This window comes from Hymenobacter rubripertinctus, assembly GCF_003583925.1.
Classification (GTDB): domain Bacteria; phylum Bacteroidota; class Bacteroidia; order Cytophagales; family Hymenobacteraceae; genus Hymenobacter; species Hymenobacter rubripertinctus.
The window spans coordinates 214,307-234,137 of record NZ_QYCN01000004.1 but is presented as its reverse complement, the minus strand read 5'-3'; the positions used below and the strand labels follow the sequence as shown (position 1 = coordinate 234,137).

Genomic DNA, 19,831 nt, shown 5'->3' with positions numbered 1-19,831 from the left:
CTCACCTTCCGATTTTTTTCCCCTTAACTCACTCGTATGAATTACGTGAATTACGCTTTCCCAATGACGATTATCCGCCGCTACTCGCTGGGCCTGGCCTGCACGCTGGGCCTGCTAAGCTGCACCGAAACCAAAACCAAGAACGTGCCGGCCCCCACGCCTACGCCCCCCCCTACGGCAGCCGTAAACGAGGAACCGCGCGACTATTCCCAGTACACGGAGCCGATCTGGGCCGACGAGTTTAATGGCGGCGCTCTCGACCAAGCCACCTGGACTTACGAGCTGGGCGGCGGCGGCTGGGGCAACAACGAGTTGCAGGCCTACACCAACTCCACCGACAATGTGTACCTGACTGGGGGCAACCTCGTGATTCAGGCCCGCCGCCAGCAGTCGGGCAACAACGCCTATACCTCCGGCCGCCTCATTACCAAGGGCAAGAGAAGCTTCCAGTATGGGCGTATCGATGTGCGGGCTAAAGTGCCCAAGGGCAAAGGCGTATGGCCCGCTATCTGGATGATGGGCTCCGATATTGACCAGAATAACTGGCCCAAGTGCGGCGAAATTGATATTATGGAGTTGCGCGGCAGCCGGCCCACCGAGTTGATTTCTACTATGCACTTCGGCAACAGCTACGCTGACCGCCGCTCAAAAGGCACTACCAAAACTGTTGCCACGCCACTCTCCGACGATTTCCACACCTACTCGGTGGTGCGCAGCAAGGATCTGTTGCGTTTCTTCCTCGATGGCAACCTCTACTATACCTTCACCGGCAGCGAAGCCAGTCCGTTTCCCTTCAATAACCCGTTCTTTATGCTTCTGAACGTGGCCGTCGGGGGCGACTTTGATGGCGACCCGGATGCGTCCACGGTGTTGCCCCAGCAGATGCAGGTTGATTATGTTCGGTTCTACCAGTACAAGTAAGCGTTATTTGCCAGCATTCCGGCCGGCCCCAGGGGGTGGGAAACAAACCAACGGCCGCCGGAATTTTCGGGGCTTCGGCCTGCTGGCCCGGGCGGCGGCGGTGCTTGGCAGTGGGATGCTGAGCGCTGCCACGCCCGGAACCGGAATTACAGCGGAAGCGCCGGCCCCCAAGCCGCGCTACTCCTTCCGCAAGCTCACCTGGAGCGACGAATTCAACTACACCGGCCGGCCCGATTCCACTAAGTGGCGCTACGAGGTGGGCGGCGACGGGTGGGGCAACAAGGAGCAGCAGTACTACACTAACCACCGCCCGGAAAATGCCCGCGTCGAAGGCGGCTACCTCCTGGTGGAAGCCCGCCGCGAGGCCCTGATGCCCGGCAACGCCTACACCTCGGCCCGCCTGGTTTCGCGGGGACCGGGCGGCAGCCAGACCTACGGCCGCTTCGAGGTACGCGCCCGGCTGCCGGCTGGCCGGGGTACCTGGCCCGCCATCTGGATGCTGCCCGACGAGAACACCTACGGCAACAAAAGCTGGCCCGACAACGGGGAAATCGACATCATGGAGCACGTGGGCTACGACGCCAACGTGGTACATGCCACCACCCACTGCAAAACGTACTTTTTCCGGCTCAACAACCAGAAAACCGGCACTACGCTCCTGCCCGATGCCACCACCGCCTTCCACACCTACGCCGTGGAATGGACCCCGGAAACCATTACCGCCGAGGTCGATGGGCAGCTCTACTTCGCCACCCGCAACGAAGGCACCGGCTGGGAGGCCTGGCCCTGGAACAAGCCCTTCCACCTGCTGCTGAACGTGGCCGTGGGCGGCGAGTGGGGCGGCCTGAAGGGCATTGACGAAGCGGCCTTCCCCCAACGTCTGGAAGTTGACTACGTCCGCTTCTACGCCCTGAAGAAAGAGTAAGCCGGTGCCGAAAACCGCTTCCCTCCCAGGTGGCTGCAACCACCGGGGGCGCGTTTCGCTACCCGCTCTTTACCCCCGCCATTGTACCGTGGCAGGGTTTTACCGAAGCCGGTCTGCCTGTTAGGGGTGCAGACCGGCTTTTGGTTTTTCGAGACTTGTACTCGTCCGCCCGCAAGGTGTTTGGGGCCGCCCGCAGGCGCTGGTAGCAAAGCTGCCGGGGCTCCCGAAACAACTACATCTGCCCGGAAGTTGGGGGGACTTACTCCACGGCCAGCACCAGCCCTTTCAGGTAGGCCCCTTCGGGATGAAAGAGGCTCACGGGGTGGTCGGCGGGCTGGGTGAGGCGGTGCAGGATGCGGGCGGGGCGGCCGGCCTCGATGGCGGCGGCCAGCACGGCGCCCTCAAACAGCTCGGCCGATACTACCTGGGAGCAGCTGAAGGTGAACAGCAGGCCCCCGGGCGCAATCTGGCGGATGCCGGCCGCGTTCAGCCGCTTGTAACCCATCAGGGCGTTGTGGCGGGCCGAGAGGTGCTTGGCGAAGGCCGGCGGGTCGAGCACGATCAGGTCGTACTGCTCCTGGCTGTTCTTCATGAAGCTGAACACGTCCTCGGCGTAGGCGGCGTGCTTGCTTTCGAGGCCCGTTAGCACCGCGTTGCGCTCGGTCAGCTCAATGGCGCGCTTGGAGCTATCCACGGAGTGTACCAGCGCTGCCCCGGCCTGGAGGGCGTAGGAACTGAAGCCGCCGGTGTAGCAGAACGTGTTGAGCACCCGGCGGCCGGGTGCGTAGCGGGCCAGCAGGCTGCGGTTGTCGCGCTGATCAATGAAAAAGCCGGTCTTCTGGCCCGTTTCCCAATCCACGGCAAAAGGGTGGCCGTTCTCGTGCACCACGTGCTCCTGCCCGCTGCTTTCCCCGAACAGATAGCCGTTCTGAGCGCCCGGCGCGGCCTTGGCGGGCACGGTTTCGGCGCTCTTGTCGTAGATGGCGCGCAGGCCCGGAATCACGGCCTGCAAAGCGGCGGCAATAAGCGGGCGGGCCTTGTACATACCCGCGCTGTGAGTCTGCACCACGGCCGTATCGCCGTACACGTCGATGATGAGGCCGGGCACGCCGTCGCCCTCGGCGTGGGTGAGGCGGTAGACGTTGGTGTTGCCGGTGCCGGTGAGGCCCAGGCCCTGGCGTAGCTGGTAGGCGTTGCGCAGACGACCTTCCCAGAAAGTCGCGTCGGGCAATTGGGAGTCGGGGCCGAAATCGAGCATACGCACCGCAATGGAGCCGGGGGCGTAGTGGCCCACGCCCAGCACCTCCCCGTTGGGGGCCTGCACCGTTACTACTTCACCCTCCGTTACCTCGCCCTGCAAGCGGGCAATGGCCCCTGAGAACACCCAGGGGTGGCGGCGGCGCAAGGATTGGTCTTTTCCGGGTTTGAGCGTAACGATGGCAGCAGACATGGCAGCGGGGGTAGCAAAATGGACTGCAAAGGTAACAGTCTGCCCCGCCCCGCCCTACGCCGCCGGCAAATGCCCTCCGCTCCCGCCCCGMCCCCGGGGAAGTTGTTGCCTTATTTCTCGTTGGCGGAGATAAGGCAACAGGGAAGTTGTTGCCTTATCTCCGCCAACGAGAAATAAGGCAACAAAAAAAGAACGGCGGGGCCAGCAGGACCCGCCCAAGTTGTCTACCGGAAAGGGTCGAGGTAGGCGACCAGCACCGCCAGGGCCGCCAGGGCCGCCAGCGTGGCCCAGACCGGCCCGCCCCAGATCAGCAGGCCCAGCAAAGCAACCGGCCCCACCACCAGGCCCAGCACGCCCAGCACGGTGGTCCCCAACCCGACTTCCTGCGCGGCCTGCCCTCCGGACGCCGCGTGGCGAACCGGCCGGAGCGCGGCCTGTTGCCGTGGCCCGGCCGTGGTGGCCCGGGCCACCGCTTGCCGCAACTGCTGCTGCATAACCCGGGGCCTTGCTACCCGCCGTGCCCGGGGCGGGGCCGCCGGTAACGCCTTCGCTACCCCAGGAGCCGCAGTTGCTAGTGGGGCCGCCGGGGCCGCCGGCGCAGCATCGGCCGGGCGGGCGGGCAGAGTAGCAGTCGGAGGCTGAAACGAGTAGGCCGGGCGGGCGCTCTGGCAGCCGGCCACTGTCAGCAGCAGGCAGAGGGCAACCAGCAGGGGGGCAAGCGGACGGGTACCGGGAGTAGAAACAAGCATGGGCAGAGGTCAGGTGGGCGGCAAGATACGCGCCTTACCGCGGGCGTATACGGCAGTCGGCCCGTTGGCGCTGCCCCGGCCGCTGGTGCGGTGGCTATTGCCCGGCCGGCTTGCCAAACCAGCGCCGGTAAATGGGGCGTCGCCAGGCAAACTGCGCCCACACGGCCGGCCACAGCAGCCGGTCGAGCAGGACGGAAGCAGTGCGGTACTCCAGATCCTCCACGATGTAGGTGCCACCATCCGGAGCTGGCTGAAGCAGGTGGCGGTGCTGCCAGGAGTGCAGGGGCGCGGGCAGCACCCGGCCCTCATCCACGAAGTAATACGTGCCGTTACTCGTGATGCCGTGGTCGGTAATCAGGCTGGTCCAGGGCTGGCGCAGGGGGCCGGCCCCGAGTTCCAGGTGCACCTCGTCGCCGCGGTGGCAGCCATCGAAGCGCAGCAGCCGGGAGGGCGGAAACGGCGGGGCCAGGGCCAGAAACAGGTCCCGGGTAAAGCCCCGCCATACTTCGGCGGGCGCGGCGGCAACGTGGGTGCGCAGGTAGAGGTTCATACCCGGATAACCCCGGTAAGCGGCAGCGGGTTTTGAGGGCTGCTCCCGCGCCGCATAGCTACAAGCGGCTCATCAGGGTAGTCGTGAGCATGAGCGTGAGCTTTCCGAACGTAGATACCGGGGCCGCGTACCGTCGGCCCGGCCGCAGGCTGGCATATCGTGCCCGTGCTGCCCGGCAACGGCCCCACTGGGTGGCAGTGTGGGCGCAGTGTCGTAGGAGGGGGCAAGTGGCCCGAAAAAAGTGCTTTACCGCGCCCAGGGCGCATATTCCAGCTTGAGCTCCAACTGGCCATACCCATCCTTGAGGGCGGAAGCCGAGCGGCCGGACACCGGGCTGATGTCGTCGAGCTGGTCGGTGGTGGTGAAGGAGTAGGCGCCTTCCAGGGAGGCACCGAGCTTGGGCGTGAGGCGAACCGTGAAGCCCACGCCCACCGGGAAGGCCAGCGCCAGAGCCGGGTAGTCGTTGCGTTCGGCGGGCAGGTAGGCGGGCGTAATGTTGCCGTTGGGGCGGGTGGTGCCATAGAAGGCCCTGGGGCTATAGAGCACGAACCCGGCTCCCGCTTTCAGGTAGGGCTTGAAAACGGCGGCCGGCCGGCGGGGCGAGGCATACAGTCCTTCGTCGTGCAGCGGTTCCCAGCGCACAAAGGTGATACCGGCCGCGTTGCTGCCCTGGAAAGCCAGCCCCCGCGCCGGCAGGTAGTCCTTGGCCCCCAGCCGGATATAGGACGCCTCACCCCCCACCTGCCAGTGCGGATGCACCTGGTATTGCAGCCCACCCGTGAAGCTGGGCCCCAGAAACTGGTTGCTCAGACTGCCCGTCAGGTCCCCGTTGTAGTAGCCGACGCCCCCGCCCAGCGTAAACCGCACAGGACCCCGGTAGTAGGCCCGGGCCTGCCCGTCGTAGTGGCGGCGGCGGCGTTCGGGGCCGCCCTCCTGGGCTAGCGCCACGTGCGCCGAGGCGACGGATACGAACAATAAAGCGGGCAACAGGGAGCAACTATTCACGGAGCGGAGCAGCAAGAGGGTGAAGCCCCGGCATACGCGGCCGCGTAGCCGGGCGTTGCCCCGCCGCATCCGAAACGGATGCCGGCGCAAGCCACGCTGGCCCGGAAGCCGGACCCGCCGGTGGCCGGCCTACTTGAACTTGCCCTCGGGGTCCGGCAGCTTCGCCAGCAGGTCGGCCACCAGGCTGAAGTCGACGGCGGCCAGGCTGCTGCCCTGGCCTTTGTGCACGGCTTCCCAGGCCTGGGCGTAGCTTTCCTGGTAGTAATAGGCGCGGGCCAGCTGCTGCCAGGCAGTGGCATTGGCCGCGTCCCGGGCGGTGGCCTTTTGCAACAGTTCGCTGGCGGTCGTCAGGTCCTTCTTTTTCTTACTTTGCTCGTAGCGGATCAGGTAGCTCGCCCCCAGGTCGCTGAGCAGAAAGGAGTTGTCGGGCGACAGGTCCAGGCCCGTCTTGAGCAGGTCGATGGCCTGGTCGGGGGTAGGGGCGCTGCTGGCCACAATCCCCAGGCCGTGGTAGGCGTCGGGGTTGGCCGGGTCGAGCACCCAGGCCAGGTTGAAGCGGTAAGCCGCCGTATCGCGCTGGTTTTCGGCCAGGTACTCGTAGCCCTTGGTACTGAAAAAACGACTTGCTTCGGCCCGGGAAGCAAAGCTACCCGCCAGGCTGCGGATGGTTGCGGCTCCCAGCGCCTGCTCGGCCTGGGTCGGCGTCAGGCCCCCGAACAGGGGTTGCAGCCGGGTGGTGGCCACCGACTGGGGGGCTTCGCTGGCGGCTTTGCGGGCCTTGCGCTGGGCCTGCACCGGGGCCGCGGCGCCGAGCATCAGGGCCGCCGCGAGTAGAAAGGTAGACTTCATAAGGAATGGAACGAGCAAAGGCGGCAGCATAACAAACCCGCCGGTTCTCAAAGATACGGCGGCCGGCGCAACCCGCCCCCGCCCGGGCCGTTGCAAGCGCGGGCTTCCCCAATCCGCCCCCGGCCGGTGGCCGTACCTTTCGTTTTTCGCCTCTGCGCTTCCCTCCCTATGAAATTTGTGTTTTTCCGGGTGCTGCCGGTACTGCTCGTCGGCGCGCTGCTGCTGCTGGCGGCCACCGAGTACGCCGTGGCCCGCCCCAGCCGCCGCACGGCCAACGTGGCCTACGTGCCCGCCACCGACTCGGCCTTCAGCCCCGAACGCCACCTGCTGGACGTGTACGCCCCGCGCGCGAAGGCCACCGCGCCCCGGCCGGTAGTCGTGTTCATTCACGGTGGCAGCTGGAACAGCGGCAACAAGAACTTCTACTCCTTTATCGGCCGCCGCCTGGCCAAGCAGGGGGTGGTGGCCGTGGTCATCAACTACCGCCTGGCCCCGCAGGTGCGGGTGCCCCAGATGGCCGACGACTGCGCCCGGGCTGTGCTCTGGACCCAAACCCACATCGGCGAATACGGCGGCGACCCGCAGCGGATTTTCCTGCTGGGCCACTCGGCCGGAGGCGGGCTGGCGGCCCTGCTGGCGGCCGATGACGCGCTGTTCCGGCGCTGGGGACAGGCCCTAAACCCGGTGCGCGGGGCCGTGCTGGATGACCCGGCGGGCCTGGATATGTATGACTATCTGAAGAAGATGCAGTACCCCGGCGACGCACAGTACTTGGTGCCCTTCGGCCCCGACCCGGCTGTATGGCGGCAGGTTTCGCCCATGTATCATCTCACGGCCCACACGCCCCCGATGCAGCTTTTTGTGGGTGGCCAAACGTATCCGTCCATCAGCAGCAGCAGCGCCCGTTTCCGGCAGAAGCTCACGGAGCTGGGCCATGCGCCGCACTACCAGGTGCTGCCCGGCAAAAAGCACGCGCCCATGGTCTTGCAGCTCTACTGGCAGCACAACATCATCTACCAGAAGCTGCTGGCGCTGGTCAATAGTCCGGCAAGCCCGAAGTAGCCGCCGGAATTCGGGCTCAAACCGCTTAAAAAAGACTGGTCTGCACGTGGGGCCGTTCCAGCTCCAGCAGCCATTTCTTACGGGCCAGGCCGCCGGCGTAGCCCGTGAGCTGCCCGCCCGCCCCGATGATGCGGTGGCAGGGCCAGATGATTGCCAACGGGTTGTGGCCGTTGGCCGCGCCCACCGCCCGCACGGCCCCGGGGTTGCCCAGTTGGCGGGCTAGCTCCAGGTAGGAAGCAGTGGTACCGTAGCCCACAGCCGGCAGAGCTGCCCATACCTGGCGCTGAAAATCGGTGCCGGCCGTTACGTGAGTCGCTACTGAAAATTCCCGCAGTTCCCGCCCGAAATAGGCCTGCAACTGCCGGTAGGACTCGCGCAGGCAGCCGGCGACCTGGGCCGGAACCGTGGCCGGAACACTACCGCAATCGGGGTCGGCAGCGGGCAGAAACCGGACGGAGTGCAGGCCGGCTTCGGTGCCGCGCAGCTCCAGCAGCCCGAGCACGGAGGGCAGATAGGCAGAGGCGTCACTCATGCGGAAACGGGATTAGGCAGGCTGCGGAAATACGCGGAAAACCTTCCCAATATCGGCTTTTTACGGTTCTGCCCGCTGACTTTGTGAATGCAGGGCGACTGCCCGGGGAAAACAAGGCCAGTCAACCGCCTGAAAAAAAGGCGTATATTGCTGAGAAGAGAAGCAGGAAATATAAATCTGCGTTTACTTTTTTGTGCGGTTCTTATTTGCCTGATTTCGGCTCTGTTTTCACTCCTCAAAGCCTTGCCTACTGTGCGACGTTTACTCCTCCGCTCCGCCCTGGGGCTGGGCCTCCTTTCCCAACTGCCGGCCGGGGCCGCTTCGGCACCGGAGCCTATGGCGGCGGCCGCCCGGCCTACTCTGGTTCGGCCCGTGCAGGGCTGGGGCACCGGCCTGACGGCTTCTTACTTTAATAACGGCTCCCTGGCCGGCACGCCCGTGCTCAAGCGGCAGGATGCCGTCATCGATTTCCGGTGGGGAATGAAAGCGCCCGCGCCCGGCCTACCCGCCGACAACTTTTCGGTGCGCTGGGAGGGCTTGATTGCCGCGTCTACTACGGGCCGTTACCGCTTCGTGGCCGTCACGACGGATGAAGTGCGCCTGTGGGTGAACGGCAAGAAGGTGCTGGATACCTGGGACGGCAAAAAGGCCGGCAGCCTCGACGACGGCAGCGTGACGCTGGCCGCCGGCGAGAAAGCCACCATCAAGCTCGAATACAACGATACCGAAGGCGTGGCCGCTATTCAGCTCCAGTGGGTACCCCCGGGCCAGGGTGCGCAGCTCATCCCGGCGGGCAACCTCTACCCGCTGGGCTCGCCCACCACGCCCGACCCGGCCGGTGCGCCGCCCGTGGCCAAAGCCAAGGTAGAGCCGGCCGCCAAGGAAGCCAAGCCTGCCAAGGTAGCCGTTCCGGCCAAGCCGGCCAAACCCGTGAAGGAGGTAGCGCAAGCCACTCCCAAACCGGCCGAAACGCCTAAGCCCGTAGAAAAGCCAGCCAAAGCACCAAAGCCCGCCCCGGCCGAGGAAAAGCCCAGCACGGAGCTGCCCGGAGTCTACACGCTCACCGTTCGCTCCACGGGCAAGCCCCTGGAAGTAGCCCAGGGCCGGCCGGCTACCCTGAGCGAGCAAATGGCCGCCACTGCGGAGCAGCCGGCTGCTCCGCAGTGGCGCATTGAGCCCGCCGGCGAAGGGGTGTACCGGCTGGTTGTGCCCGGCAGCAACAAAGTGCTCGAAGTGCTGGGCAGCGCAACCTCCAATGGTACTCCCCTGGGTTTGTGGAGCTACTACAGCGGCTACAATCAGCAGTGGAGAATTGAGGACGTGGGCGACGGCTACTACAAGCTTACTGCCAAGCACAGCCGCAAGGCGCTCACCGACAAAGACACGCTGGGTGGGGGCGTGCAACAGTGGCGCTACACCGGCAAGGACAACCAGCAGTGGAAGCTGGAGCCCGTGAAAGCAATGGAAGAACCCATCCTGGCCGGGGCTCCCAAAACGGGAGGCGTGGGCGACAACAGTATGAGCGTGTACCCGAACCCCTCCAACGGGGTGATGCAGATGGCGTACAGCCTGAACGAATCCAAACCCCTCGGCTGGGTGCTCTACAACCAGAACGGGGTGGCCGTGCGCGTGTCCGACTACCGCAAGCAAACCGCTGGTTCCCACCACCAGACGCTCAACTTCACCAGCCTGCCGGCCGGCGACTATTACCTGAGCCTCACAGTTGGTTCCGACAACACCCGCCAGCTGGTATCCATCCGCCGCCCTTCGGCCGATGTACCGGAAGTAGGTGCTACGAGCCCGAAATAAAGCAGCTTTTAGCCCTCAGCTAGTAGCTGTCAGCTTCTCCGTAACGCCCCGTTTCAGCTACTGAAACGGGGCGTTGGTGTGGGTGGAGGGGAGGGGGGTAATGATCATCCCCCGAAGGCGGCCAGCTCGGCCCAGAGCCGGGCGAACTCGCCAACGTAGCGGCTTACCAGAGCCGGGTCGGGGCTGATGAGCAGGTTTTCGAGGTTATACTCGGCGGCCGAGCGGGTCCAGTTGTAGCTGCCGGTGAGCACCAGGCGGTTATCGGAGAGGGCAAACTTGTGGTGCATGTGGTGGTCGGTGCGGTCGATGCGTACCGGAATGCCGGCCTCCTCAATAGCCCGCACGTCGGAGCCGCGGTCCGTGAGCTTGTCGTTGTCGGTGAGCAGGCGCACCCGCACGCCCCGGCGGTGGGCGGCCAGTAGCTCGTCGGTCAGGCGGTTGTCGGCCACCGTAAACACGCACACGTCCAGCGTCTGGCGGGCACTCCGGATGAACTCCTGAATAGCGGCCACGCACTCATCCTGGGGGCTGAAATACACCCGGGCCTCCGCCGATTTACCACTAATAGCAGGTGTCGCAGCCGGCTTTGCGGCTGGTTCGGGCACGGGCTGATCGGGGGCGGGCAGCAGGGCGCTGGCCGCTTCGAGCCACTCGACTACGGCCTTGTCTTTGAAGGTGTTGAAGTGGTTTTTGGCTAGCCCGAACAGCTGGCGGCGCAGGGCCTCCACATTGCCGTGGCGGCGCTGGAAATCGGTGAGCCGTTCGCGCAGCTCCGTGGCTTCGGCGGGCGAAAGATTGACGTCGGCGAAGGCCTGGCGAAACTGGCCAAGCAGCTCGGATACGGGGGGCGTAGTAGAGGACATGCCGGAAGGTACGGTAAACCAGCCGGGGCGTTGGCCTAAGCCATATCCACAAGTTCCAGCCGCACCAACTCCCGGGTTGTGAGGGCCTGGGCATCGGCCAGGGCTCCGGCCGAAGGGCCGTGGAGCAGGCGGGTGAGGCCGGGCCGGTCCTGGGTAACGTCGGCGTCCCAGAGGCCCGAATGATGCCAGGGCGTGAGGTGGTCCCAGTCGGGCCGGTCGATGATGGGGTAAAGGCAGACGCCCAGCAGCGGCACGCCGGCTCGCAGCGCCTTCACCGATTCTTCGGCCACCATGCGCAGCCAGTGCGGGCGGTCGTGGCCGGGGTGGCTGGTTTCGCTGAGCACTACCGGGCGGCCATAGCGCTGGTAGGCATCCTGGAGCAGGGCGCTCAGGGGGCGGAAGCGCGGGTCGTGGTGCTCGTTGGCCCAGGGCAGGGTCTGGTAGGGCTCCAGCTGCCACTGGTTGTCGAAGTAATAGTTGAAGCCCAGCAGATCGAGGTATTCGGGCCGCCCGCCCAGTTCGGGGCAGAGGCGACCCGCGAGCATATCCACGCTCTGGAACTGGCTGCGGTCGGCCTCGCGGGCCCGGCGCACCTCGGCCGGCCCGGCCCCCGGCCGCGGCACCACTCGTACCAGCGGCTCGGTAGTCAGAATACGGATGCCGGGGTCGGCTTCACGTAAGGCGGCCACGCCTTCAATATAGGCCCGCATCAGGCCCCGCTTCACTTCCCAGCCCTGCCCCTGGGCGTAGGGTGAGGTGCCCCGCACGTCGCCCCCCAGCCAGCTCATAAAGCTCACTTCGTTGATGGGCGTGACGATGAGCACATCGTCGGGCCGCTGCTGACGGTAGAAATCCACGAAGGCCCGACACAGGGCAGCGAAGCGGCGGGCAAACAGTGGATGCAGGGGCGTCAGGTCGTCGGGGTAGCCGAAGTGGCACAGGTCCCAGACCTGTTGGATGCCGTGGCGCCGGCCCGCGTCAAGCAGCACCTGCACCGTGGTCCAGTCGTACTCGTAGGGGCGGCGCTCCACCTGGCTCCAGCGGATACCCTCGCGCACGGTGCGCAGCTCGTGCTGCCCGATGGCCCGGTAATCCTGGTCGAGCAGCTCCAGGTGGCCGGTGAGGGGCAGAAAATCGACCCGGTGGCCGAAGGCGTTGAGCTGGTCGGTGCATTCGAAGCCGGCCATCCAGAAAGAAGCAAAGGGCGAGTCGAAGGCGGAAGCGGTAACGGGCATGGAATAAGGAATCAGCGGAAATAAAAAGGACGATAACGCGCCCGGTTCGCGGGGCGTTATCGTCCTCTATACCCCCAACGCGGGCCGCGGGTTAGGGGTGGGCTTGCTAGTGCCGGGCTTACAGTGGTGGCAAATACGTGGCCGGTGCCTCCTGGGTGCGTTGATTTTTGGTCAGGGCTTTGGCCTCAATAAAGATGCGCTGGAACTCGGGATACTTGGCCCGGATGGCATTCTGAAGCTGGTCGATGGCTACCTCTACCTCCTGGGCCGACAGCTGGTCCTCAAACTCCACGTCGAGGGCCAGCACTACGTCGGTGGGGCCGAGGTACATCGTGAGCGGGGGGCGCAGGTTCTGCACGCCGGGCTGCTGGCGGCCGATGGTTTGCAGGTCTTCGAGGATGATTTCGCTCACGCCCTCGCCCACCAGCAGGGCCCGGGTGCGGGCCACCAGAAAGATGGCCACCAGCATCAGCAGCAAGCCAATGGCAATAGAGGCGGCCCCGTCGAAGGTGGGGTTATTGAGCAGATGACCGAAGTATACGCCCGCCAGCGCGATAACCACGCCCACCAAGGCGGCCAGGTTTTCGAGTACCGAGGCATACACGGCCGGGTCGCGGCTGGTGCTTAGAATGTTCCAGAAGCTGGTCTGGTGGGCTGCTTTGGCCTGGTAGAGGGCCCGAATAGCCAGCCAGCTGGCCCAGGTTTCAAAGGCTACCGCAATGCCCAGCACCACGTAGTTCCAGAAGGGGTCGGTGAGGGGCTCGGGGTGCTCGATGTGCTTGATGCCCTCATAAAACGACATGCCCCCACCGATGGCGAAAATGAGCACGGCTACAATCAGGCCCCAGAAATACACCTCCTTGGAGCGCCCGAAGGGGTGGCGGGCATCGGCCGGCCGCTCGCTCTGCTTGATGCCGTAGAGCAGCAACACGGCGTTGCCGCTGTCGACGAACGAGTGAATACCCTCGGAGAGCATGGCTGAGGAGCCGGTCAGATACGCGGCCGCGAACTTGCTCACGGCAATGCCGACGTTGGCCGCCAGGCCGCCATAAAGTGCTGATTTGGAAGAACCTCCGGCCATGGGCAGAAACGAATAAGGATGGAAAAAGGGCTGCTACCGCCAAAGGTAGCTATTCGGGAGCCCGCCGGTGGTACGGACCCGGGCGGGTGGGAGTTGGCCCGGCGGCCCGGGCGGCCCGAACATTCCGGTGCCATTCGGCTTTTACTGCCCTAACTTGCCCCGATGCCCGACCTCGACTCCCCCGCCGCTTCCCTCGCTGCTACTCCTGCTTCGGCTCCGCTCAGCCGCCGCCTCGGGCTGGTGCAGGCCACCGCCCTCAACATGATCGACATGGTGGGCATCGGCCCCTTCGTGACGCTGCCGCTGGTGATGGGCTTCATGGGACCGAATTTCCTGCTGGCCTGGATGGTGGGCGCGGCCCTAAGTTTGGCCGACGGCTTTATCTGGAGCGAGCTGGGCGCGGCCTACCCCGAGGCCGGCGGCTCCTACCGCTTCCTCAAGCTGGCTTATGGCGAGCACAAGTGGGGCCGGCTGATGTCGTTTCTCTACGTGTGGCAGACGCTGGTGCAGGCCCCGCTGGTAGTGGCTTCGGGCGCGATAGGCTTCACCCAGTACTTCGGCTACCTGGTGCCGCTGCCCGAGTGGTGGCAGCCCAAGCTGGTGGCCGGCGCGGTAGTGCTGCTGCTCATCGGGCTGCTCTACCGCCGCATCGAAGACGTGGGCCGGCTGGGCGTTATGCTCTGGGTGGGCGTGCTGGCCCTGATGGGCTGGCTGATTTTCGGGGGCCTCACCCACGCCACCATTGCCGTGAACTGGCTGCCCGAGGGCGGTATCGGCCAGTTGCCGGGGGCCCTGATTTCGGTGGCCATGGGCCAGGCCACGGTTAAAACCATCTACTCCTACCTGGGCTACTACAACGTCTGCCATTTGGGCGGCGAGGTAAAGGAGCCTCAGAAACTCATTCCGCGCAGTATTTTTCTCAGCATCCTGGGCATCATGGCCCTCTACCTGCTCATGAACTGGAGCGTGGCCTCCGTCATTCCGTGGCAGGATGCCCAGCACTCCGAGTTCATCGTGAGCACCTTCGTCGAGAAGCTCTACGGGGCTACGGCCGCCAAAGTGGCCACGGCGCTGGTGCTGTGGGTGGCCTTTGCCTCGCTGTTTGCGGTGCTGCTGGGCTACTCGCGCATCCCCTACGCGGCGGCGGCCGACGGCGAGTTCCTGCCCATCTTCGCCAAAACCCACCCCAACAAAAACTTCCCCCACGTGTCGTTGCTGCTGCTCGGGGGCGTGGGCTTCGTGTTCAGTCTGCTGTTCCGGCTGGGCGAGGTCATCAGCGCCATTCTGGCCATGCGGATTCTGGTGCAGTTCGTGGGCCAGGCCGTTGGGCTGGTACTGCTGCGCCGCCGCAACGGCACGGCCCATCTGCCCTTCAAAATGCCGCTTTACCCGCTGCCCGTGGTGCTGGCCGTGGTGGTGTGGCTGTGGGTGCTCGTGAGCACGGGCCGGGTGTTCATCCTCTCGGGGCTGGCCGTGACGGCGGCCGGCGTCGTGGCCTTTTTGCTCTGGAGCCGCCAGCTGCGCCGCTGGCCGTTTGGCGCGGCCGCCGGTCAGGACTGAGGCAGGCGCAACGCTTCGGGGTTACGAAAGGTGGAATAAGCGTATACGAAGAGTATTTCGCTGGCCTGCACCTCGTAGATAACGGCATATTGGCGGTCGAATACCGCCCGCCGCAATGTTCGGGCTGGGGCCTGCGGAAAAGCATATACCGGGAATGAGAAAGGGAGGAGCGCGATGGTGTCGAAGGCAAAATCCATCAGGCGCTTTACTAGCATCCGCCCTTTGCGCGCCTGCTCTCGTCCGGCCCACTGCTCTAGTTCCAGAACGGAGTCGATAAACCCCTGGTAGAGAATCAGCTCCCGCCCGCCAACTATCACAGCCCCAGCTTATCCAGCCCCTCTTCCCAGCTCAGGCGCGGCGAGTTCAGTGAGGCCTGAACGCGAGCGAGCCGTCCCTCATCCGGCTTATCGTCTTCCAGGGAGTGAAACTGGATGGCATTGCCCTTCCGCAGCCCTTCCAGAATGGTCAGTACCATTTCTTCATCTTCCGGGGCAAGTACATCGAGCACGAACGTTTTCATACTTCAAGATACACAAAACGCCTTATTGCTATTCAGCCCAATTGTTTCTCGTAGCAAAAAAACCGTAGCCCCGGCCGGAACGCCAGCGTGATTTCGCCCGCAAACCGGTAGCCCAGCTTAGGAAACAGACCCTGCGTGGCAGCGTTTTCGGAGTTGGTATCCAGCCGCAGTACGCGCAGGCCCTGCTGCCGGGCCAGGGTTTCGGCTTGAGCCAGCAGCGCAGCCGCCACACCCCGACCCCGGGCAGCGGGGGCCACGGCCAGCCGGTGCGTCACCAGGGCCGGCTCGGCCGCCTCCCAGTCGGCTTGGGCATACTCGGCATCCTGGTGGTTGTGGGTGAGGGCGGCGAAGCCCGCCACTTCCCCGTCGAGTTCAGCCAGCCAGAGGTGTCCGGCGGCCACATCCTGCTCCAGCACGGCCGCATTCGGGTAATCGGCCGACCACTGCTGGTTGCCCCCTTCCTGCATCAGGGGCACCACCTGCCGCAGTATGCCGAGCAGGGTGGGGATGTCGGCGGCAGTGGCGAGGCGCAGGAGCATGGAGGAAGTTGGCTGAGGAAGAGAAAAAGTCCATAAGATGTCATCCTGAGCGGAGCGGAGGACCTTCTGCCGGTAGCACAATCGCTGTTACGGCTGTGCTACCGGCAGAAGGTCCTTCGCTCCGCTCAGGATGACACGGTGTTTTTTAGGAACCTACCCCCGGCGCAGCACTTCGGCGGCTTCTTTGGCGAAGTAGGTCAGGATGGCGTCGGCGCCGGCGCGCTTGATGCTGAGCAGCACTTCCATCATGGTCTTTTCGCCGTCGAGCCAGCCCTGCTGGGCGGCGGCTTTCACCATGGCGTACTCGCCCGATACGTTGTAGGCCGTGACGGGCAGGTTGGTGTGGTTTTTCACGTCCAGAATCACGTCGAGGTAGCTCAGGGCGGGCTTCACCATCACCATATCGGCGCCTTCCTGCTCGTCGAGGGCCAGCTCGCGCAGGGCTTCGCGGCGGTTGGCCGGGTTCATCTGGTAGCTCTTTTTGTCGCCTTTTTTGGGGGCCGAATCCAAAGCGTCGCGGAAGGGGCCATAGAAGGCCGAGGCGTACTTGGCCGTGTAGCTCATGATGCTCACGTGGCCAAAGGCGTTCTGGTCGAGGACCTCCCGGATCCAGGCCACGCGGCCGTCCATCATGTCGCTCGGGCCGATAATATCGGCGCCGGCGCGGGCCTGGGCCAGGGCCATCTGGCCGAGTACTTCCAGCGAGGCATCGTTGAGAATCTCGCCCGATTCGGCGTCTACCACGCCGTCGTGGCCATCGGAGGAGTAGGGGTCCATGGCCACGTCGGTCATCAGCACCACGTCGGGGAACTGGCGCTTGATGTCGGCCACCGTCTTCAGGTAGAGTCCCTCGGGGTTGGCCGACTCGCGGGCCAGCCGGTCCTTGAGGCCTTCATTGATGCTCGGAAACGGCGCGAAACTGTGGATGCCCAGCTCCACGCACCGCCCGACTTCGTCGATAATCCGGTCAGCCGAATACCGGAAAATACCGGGCATCGACTTGACTTCTACCAGCTGATTCTGGCCCTCGATAAGGAAGAGCGGGAAGATGAAATCGTGGCTCGTGAGGCGGGTTTCCTGCACCATATCGCGGATAACCTGCGACTTGCGGTTGCGGCGGGGGCGGTGCGTGGGGAGCTGGGGCATGAGTTTCGGAATGTGATAAGACGGGATAGAACAACCGCCGCAAAGGTAAGGTTACGGCCGCAGGCAGACCTCACATTTGTCCGTCAATGAGAAAGCTACCGCAGAAGGCCACAAACAGACCCACCACCGACCCAAGCAGAAACAGACCGAATCCGGCCCAGCCCCCCACCACTATTCCCAGCACCAGCCCCCCTACAAACAGCCCAGTCCCGATTGCTTGCAGAATGCTGCCCCAGTCCCACCCAGTGCGTTCCGAGGCCTTGAGCTGAGCTATGGGCGCTGGGGCCGGTTTAGCCACCTGCTTTCTTGCTAATTCGTGGAAAGGCCAGTGCGCTGGCTTGTCCTGACTGGGCGGCGGGGCCCGGATGAGGGGCGGGGCGGCGGGGTCTGGCGCGGGCAACGGTAAGGACGATTTAGCCTCGGAAGTCGCCCCGGTCTCGGCGGGCGGCGCAACCGGGCGGGGCGGTACCGTAATAGCCGCCGCTGGCAACCTAACCGCCACCCGCTCGCTCCTGCAGCCAGCCAGCAGGCCCACCAGCAAGCCAAATGTCAACCAGCGTTTCATCGGCTCACATGTTGAAGAATTCCTGGAAAATCTCCAGCCAGGCATGCTTTCCACCGATGCCCAGCAGGGCGAAGTAGTAGCCCGCTAGCACCAGCACTGCGCCCACGCCCAGCCCCAGCCAGCCGCCCAGCGCGAGGCCCGTAACAACGCCCGCTACCACCAGCACCGCGCCCAGCACGATGTGCAGCGTGTCGCGCGTGTCGGTGGGGCGGGCGGGGCGGGCCGCCGTGGCGGAATGGTGGGACCGTTGGGCTATAAGGCGGACCAGCTGCCGACCAGCCGAATGCCGGGCAACCCTGCCGGCGTGGCCCGGCCGCGGGCGAACTGCGTGGAGCGCCGTGGGGGCGGCCGCCGCGGCCGGAGTAACCGAAGCTGCGGCCGCCGGAGCAATGAGGGGCGCAGGAGCCGGGGCCGGATTACCGGGGGCCGGGGCCGGGGCGGAGTGGCGGAAGGCCGGGGCGGGCCGAAACGAAAACGCGGCCTGCTCGCTGCGGCAGCCGCCGGCCAGCAGCAGCGCGGCGGCCCACCACCGGAACCGAAAAAGTGCTTGCATGGCGGCAAGGTAGACACAAACCCCAGCGGTCCGCAATGGCCCCGACGTTTTTACGGCCCCACAACCCCCAACAAAATACCGCGGCGGCTCCCCGAATCGGAAAGCCGCCGCGGCGGATCGAAAATCAGACGGAAAATAAGCCAGTGCCGCTACTGCTGCTGGAACGGAGCCGCCTCGGCCGCCGACAGCACGGCCCGGGTGCCCTGGGGTCCCTGCGAGTCATGGAGCAGCACCACGGTGCCGGCCGAATCGGGGGCGGGGTAGCTGAGGGGCGAGCCGGCCGTACGGGCCGCTACGGCCAAACGGCTGGTCTGGCAGCTCCCCATCGAAGCAACAACACCACAGAGCAACAGGATTCGGAGAGCACGCATGGGGATATGGTTTTTAGGGGGAGGTAACAGGACAAAAGTACCACGGCCACCAACGGCTACCCCGGCTTCCTCGCCCAACCCCGGGCCCTGCGCTGCGAGTTCCCCCAAATCATCGGCGGCGGCCGTCGCCACCCGGCGAACGGCCCGCTCCACCCGCTGAACGGTAATGCGGCCGTGGCCCGGACTTCAGTCCGTAGCCCCTTCCCATAGCCCGTCAGTGAGCTGGCCAGTGGAAGGGGCTACGGACTGAAGTCTGGGCCACGGCCGCACACCCTAAAAGGCCATAATCACTTCTTCAATCACGTCACAAGCCTCGTGGATTTGCTCCTCGTTGATGACCAGCGGGGGGGCGAAGCGGATGATGTCGCCGTGGGTGGGCTTGGCCAGCACGCCGCGCTCCATTAGGCTCACGCACACGTCCCAGGCCGTGCGGCCGTCGGCGCTGGGCTTGATCACGACGGCGTTCAGCAAGCCCTTGCCGCGCACGAGCTGCACCACCTCGGGGCGCTTGGCCTGCACTTGGCGCATCCGCTCGCGGAACACCTCGCCCAAAGCGCGGGCGTTTTCAATCAGGTTCTCGTCGATGAGTACATCGAGGGCCGCGCGCAGTACCACGGCGGCCATCGGGTTGCCGCCGAAGGTGGAGCCGTGCTGGCCGGGTTGGATGGTGAGCATGATTTCGTCGCGGGCCAGCACCGCCGACACCGGCAGCACGCCCCCGCTCAGGGCCTTGCCCAGGATCAGGATATCGGCGTGCACGCCCTCGTAGCAGATAGCCAGCAGCTCGCCGGTGCGGCCCAGGCCGGTCTGGATTTCGTCGGCAATAAAGAGCACGTTGTGCTCGCGGCAAATGGCGGCGGCCTTGAACAGGTAGCCCTCGGAAGGTACCATTACGCCGGCCTCGCCCTGAATGGGCTCCACCATAAAGGCGCACACGTGCGGGTCTTTCACGGCTTCGGCCAGGGCCTCCAGGTCGTCGTAGGGCACTACCTCGTAGCCGGGTACGTAGGGGCCGAAGCCAGTGGTCGAGTCGGGGTCGGTGCTAAAGGAGATGATGCCGGTGGTGCGGCCGTGGAAGTTGTGCTCGGCCACCAGGATGCGGGCCTGGTTGGGGGCGATGCCCTTCTCCTCATAGCCCCACTTGCGGGCCAGCTTGAGGGCCGTTTCCACGGCCTCGGCCCCAGAGTTCATCAGCAGGGCTTTATCGTAGCGGAACAGCTCACAGAGCTGCTTCTCGGCTCCTGCCAGCTGGTCGTTGTAGAAGGCGCGGCTCGTGAGCGTGAGCTTCTGGGCCTGCTCAATAAGCGCCCCAATGATGCGGGGGTGGCAATGGCCCTGGTTCACGGCCGAGTAGGCCGACAGGAAATCGAAGTAGTGCTTGCCTTCCACGTCCCAGAGGTGCACGCCCTCGCCCCGGCTCAGCACCACGGGCAGCGGGTGGTAGTTGTGGGCCCCGTACTGGTCTTCCAGCGCCATGATTTCCTGGCTGCGGGTGCGGGTGGTGGCGTCGGTGGTGGGTTGGGTGGTAGTGGACATAAGTAAGGCG

22 protein-coding genes are annotated in these 19,831 nt (G+C 65.2%); 5 read left to right on the top strand and 17 right to left on the bottom strand.

Annotated features, from left to right (window positions below):
• Nucleotides 1–36 precede the first annotated feature (36 nt).
• Both D0T11_RS04405 and D0T11_RS04400 read left to right on the top strand, forming a co-directional pair.
• Nucleotides 37–921 (top strand): glycoside hydrolase family 16 protein, encoded by an 885-nt coding sequence (locus tag D0T11_RS04405; RefSeq protein ID WP_119654572.1) that lies wholly within the window; start codon nt 37–39, stop codon nt 919–921.
• A 115-nt stretch (nt 922–1,036) separates the two neighbouring features.
• On the top strand, nt 1,037–1,846 hold the full coding sequence (locus D0T11_RS04400) for a glycoside hydrolase family 16 protein (protein ID WP_119654571.1): 810 nt from the start codon (nt 1,037–1,039) through the stop codon (nt 1,844–1,846).
• 259 nt (nt 1,847–2,105) lie between these two features.
• On the opposite strand, the gene D0T11_RS04395 is transcribed toward D0T11_RS04400, so the two are convergent.
• From D0T11_RS04395 to D0T11_RS04375, 5 genes are all read right to left on the bottom strand, one after another.
• Entirely contained in the window at nt 2,106–3,296 is a 1,191-nt protein-coding gene (locus D0T11_RS04395; RefSeq protein ID WP_119654570.1) for a class I SAM-dependent rRNA methyltransferase, read from the bottom strand.
• A 224-nt stretch (nt 3,297–3,520) separates the two neighbouring features.
• Complete coding sequence (locus D0T11_RS22005; protein WP_147374519.1) at nt 3,521–4,045, bottom strand: hypothetical protein; 525 nt, start codon at nt 4,043–4,045, stop codon at nt 3,521–3,523.
• A gap of 94 nt (nt 4,046–4,139) precedes the next feature.
• Nucleotides 4,140–4,595, bottom strand: coding sequence for an SRPBCC family protein (locus tag D0T11_RS04385; RefSeq protein WP_119654568.1), 456 nt, complete (start codon nt 4,593–4,595; stop codon nt 4,140–4,142).
• A gap of 246 nt (nt 4,596–4,841) precedes the next feature.
• Nucleotides 4,842–5,582 (bottom strand): outer membrane protein, encoded by a 741-nt coding sequence (locus D0T11_RS04380; protein ID WP_182888234.1) that lies wholly within the window; start codon nt 5,580–5,582, stop codon nt 4,842–4,844.
• A gap of 147 nt (nt 5,583–5,729) precedes the next feature.
• Nucleotides 5,730–6,449, bottom strand: a complete 720-nt coding sequence (locus D0T11_RS04375) for a tetratricopeptide repeat protein (protein ID WP_119654566.1) — start codon at nt 6,447–6,449, stop codon at nt 5,730–5,732.
• Between the two features lie 168 nt (nt 6,450–6,617).
• Here D0T11_RS04375 and D0T11_RS04370 point away from each other — a divergent pair, with 168 nt between their 5' ends.
• Nucleotides 6,618–7,511, top strand: coding sequence for an alpha/beta hydrolase (locus D0T11_RS04370; RefSeq protein ID WP_119654565.1), 894 nt, complete (start codon nt 6,618–6,620; stop codon nt 7,509–7,511).
• Between the two features lie 25 nt (nt 7,512–7,536).
• Here the strand turns inward: D0T11_RS04370 and D0T11_RS04365 are convergent, their stop codons facing one another.
• Nucleotides 7,537–8,043: a methylated-DNA--[protein]-cysteine S-methyltransferase gene (locus D0T11_RS04365; protein ID WP_119654564.1), complete on the bottom strand. Its 507-nt coding sequence runs from the start codon at nt 8,041–8,043 to the stop codon at nt 7,537–7,539.
• Between the two features lie 252 nt (nt 8,044–8,295).
• Here D0T11_RS04365 and D0T11_RS04360 point away from each other — a divergent pair, with 252 nt between their 5' ends.
• Nucleotides 8,296–9,852 (top strand): RICIN domain-containing protein, encoded by a 1,557-nt coding sequence (locus D0T11_RS04360; RefSeq protein WP_182888233.1) that lies wholly within the window; start codon nt 8,296–8,298, stop codon nt 9,850–9,852.
• Nucleotides 9,853–9,956: 104 nt separating this feature from the next.
• Here the strand turns inward: D0T11_RS04360 and D0T11_RS04355 are convergent, their stop codons facing one another.
• From D0T11_RS04355 to D0T11_RS04345, 3 genes are all read right to left on the bottom strand, one after another.
• The gene (locus D0T11_RS04355; protein WP_119654562.1) at nt 9,957–10,715 is read right to left on the bottom strand and encodes a phospholipase D-like domain-containing protein; all 759 of its coding nucleotides are present in this window, start codon (nt 10,713–10,715) and stop codon (nt 9,957–9,959) included.
• A gap of 35 nt (nt 10,716–10,750) precedes the next feature.
• A complete protein-coding gene (locus D0T11_RS04350; RefSeq protein ID WP_119654561.1) occupies nt 10,751–11,950 on the bottom strand; it encodes a glycoside hydrolase family 1 protein in 1,200 nt (399 codons plus the stop codon).
• 118 nt (nt 11,951–12,068) lie between these two features.
• Entirely contained in the window at nt 12,069–13,031 is a 963-nt protein-coding gene (locus D0T11_RS04345; protein WP_119654560.1) for a cation diffusion facilitator family transporter, read from the bottom strand.
• A gap of 162 nt (nt 13,032–13,193) precedes the next feature.
• Between D0T11_RS04345 and D0T11_RS04340 the strand changes: the two genes are divergently transcribed.
• Nucleotides 13,194–14,591, top strand: coding sequence for an APC family permease (locus tag D0T11_RS04340; RefSeq protein ID WP_119654559.1), 1,398 nt, complete (start codon nt 13,194–13,196; stop codon nt 14,589–14,591).
• Here D0T11_RS04340 and D0T11_RS04335 read toward each other — a convergent pair.
• The 8 genes from D0T11_RS04335 to rocD form a co-directional block, all read right to left on the bottom strand.
• Complete coding sequence (locus D0T11_RS04335; protein ID WP_119654558.1) at nt 14,582–14,908, bottom strand: hypothetical protein; 327 nt, start codon at nt 14,906–14,908, stop codon at nt 14,582–14,584. The genes D0T11_RS04340 and D0T11_RS04335 overlap by 10 nt on opposite strands.
• Nucleotides 14,905–15,111 carry a hypothetical protein gene (locus tag D0T11_RS04330; protein ID WP_119654557.1) on the bottom strand — a complete coding sequence of 69 codons (207 nt, stop codon included), beginning with the start codon at nt 15,109–15,111 and terminating at the stop codon, nt 14,905–14,907. The genes D0T11_RS04335 and D0T11_RS04330 overlap by 4 nt, the downstream gene beginning before the upstream one ends.
• A gap of 32 nt (nt 15,112–15,143) precedes the next feature.
• Entirely contained in the window at nt 15,144–15,650 is a 507-nt protein-coding gene (locus tag D0T11_RS04325) for a GNAT family N-acetyltransferase (RefSeq protein WP_119654556.1), read from the bottom strand.
• Nucleotides 15,651–15,803: 153 nt separating this feature from the next.
• Nucleotides 15,804–16,796 carry a porphobilinogen synthase gene (gene hemB, locus D0T11_RS04320; protein ID WP_119654555.1) on the bottom strand — a complete coding sequence of 331 codons (993 nt, stop codon included), beginning with the start codon at nt 16,794–16,796 and terminating at the stop codon, nt 15,804–15,806.
• Between the two features lie 70 nt (nt 16,797–16,866).
• A complete protein-coding gene (locus D0T11_RS04315; protein ID WP_119654554.1) occupies nt 16,867–17,361 on the bottom strand; it encodes a hypothetical protein in 495 nt (164 codons plus the stop codon).
• 4 nt (nt 17,362–17,365) lie between these two features.
• Entirely contained in the window at nt 17,366–17,914 is a 549-nt protein-coding gene (locus D0T11_RS04310) for a hypothetical protein (RefSeq protein ID WP_119654553.1), read from the bottom strand.
• Between the two features lie 149 nt (nt 17,915–18,063).
• Nucleotides 18,064–18,285 carry a hypothetical protein gene (locus tag D0T11_RS22000; protein WP_147374518.1) on the bottom strand — a complete coding sequence of 74 codons (222 nt, stop codon included), beginning with the start codon at nt 18,283–18,285 and terminating at the stop codon, nt 18,064–18,066.
• Nucleotides 18,286–18,558: 273 nt separating this feature from the next.
• Nucleotides 18,559–19,821, bottom strand: a complete 1,263-nt coding sequence (rocD, locus tag D0T11_RS04305; protein WP_119654552.1) for an ornithine--oxo-acid transaminase — start codon at nt 19,819–19,821, stop codon at nt 18,559–18,561.
• Nucleotides 19,822–19,831 lie beyond the last annotated feature (10 nt).

What these genes read in the sequence shown, in the direction of transcription:
- rocD (WP_119654552.1), bottom strand. Translation starts at nt 19,821, where the DNA reads ATGTCCACTACCACCCAACCCACCACCGACGCCACCACCCGCACCCGC.
- D0T11_RS22000 (WP_147374518.1), bottom strand. Translation starts at nt 18,285, where the DNA reads ATGCGTGCTCTCCGAATCCTGTTGCTCTGTGGTGTTGTTGCTTCGATG.
- D0T11_RS04315 (WP_119654554.1), bottom strand. Translation starts at nt 17,361, where the DNA reads ATGAAACGCTGGTTGACATTTGGCTTGCTGGTGGGCCTGCTGGCTGGC.
- D0T11_RS04395 (WP_119654570.1), bottom strand. Translation starts at nt 3,296, where the DNA reads ATGTCTGCTGCCATCGTTACGCTCAAACCCGGAAAAGACCAATCCTTG.
- hemB (WP_119654555.1), bottom strand. Translation starts at nt 16,796, where the DNA reads ATGCCCCAGCTCCCCACGCACCGCCCCCGCCGCAACCGCAAGTCGCAG.
- D0T11_RS04355 (WP_119654562.1), bottom strand. Translation starts at nt 10,715, where the DNA reads ATGTCCTCTACTACGCCCCCCGTATCCGAGCTGCTTGGCCAGTTTCGC.
- D0T11_RS04345 (WP_119654560.1), bottom strand. Translation starts at nt 13,031, where the DNA reads ATGGCCGGAGGTTCTTCCAAATCAGCACTTTATGGCGGCCTGGCGGCC.
- D0T11_RS04400 (WP_119654571.1), top strand. Translation starts at nt 1,037, where the DNA reads ATGCTGAGCGCTGCCACGCCCGGAACCGGAATTACAGCGGAAGCGCCG.
- D0T11_RS04370 (WP_119654565.1), top strand. Translation starts at nt 6,618, where the DNA reads ATGAAATTTGTGTTTTTCCGGGTGCTGCCGGTACTGCTCGTCGGCGCG.
- D0T11_RS04350 (WP_119654561.1), bottom strand. Translation starts at nt 11,950, where the DNA reads ATGCCCGTTACCGCTTCCGCCTTCGACTCGCCCTTTGCTTCTTTCTGG.
- D0T11_RS04375 (WP_119654566.1), bottom strand. Translation starts at nt 6,449, where the DNA reads ATGAAGTCTACCTTTCTACTCGCGGCGGCCCTGATGCTCGGCGCCGCG.
- D0T11_RS04405 (WP_119654572.1), top strand. Translation starts at nt 37, where the DNA reads ATGAATTACGTGAATTACGCTTTCCCAATGACGATTATCCGCCGCTAC.
- D0T11_RS04330 (WP_119654557.1), bottom strand. Translation starts at nt 15,111, where the DNA reads ATGAAAACGTTCGTGCTCGATGTACTTGCCCCGGAAGATGAAGAAATG.
- D0T11_RS04310 (WP_119654553.1), bottom strand. Translation starts at nt 17,914, where the DNA reads ATGCAAGCACTTTTTCGGTTCCGGTGGTGGGCCGCCGCGCTGCTGCTG.
- D0T11_RS04385 (WP_119654568.1), bottom strand. Translation starts at nt 4,595, where the DNA reads ATGAACCTCTACCTGCGCACCCACGTTGCCGCCGCGCCCGCCGAAGTA.
- D0T11_RS04325 (WP_119654556.1), bottom strand. Translation starts at nt 15,650, where the DNA reads ATGCTCCTGCGCCTCGCCACTGCCGCCGACATCCCCACCCTGCTCGGC.
- D0T11_RS04365 (WP_119654564.1), bottom strand. Translation starts at nt 8,043, where the DNA reads ATGAGTGACGCCTCTGCCTATCTGCCCTCCGTGCTCGGGCTGCTGGAG.
- D0T11_RS22005 (WP_147374519.1), bottom strand. Translation starts at nt 4,045, where the DNA reads ATGCTTGTTTCTACTCCCGGTACCCGTCCGCTTGCCCCCCTGCTGGTT.
- D0T11_RS04340 (WP_119654559.1), top strand. Translation starts at nt 13,194, where the DNA reads ATGCCCGACCTCGACTCCCCCGCCGCTTCCCTCGCTGCTACTCCTGCT.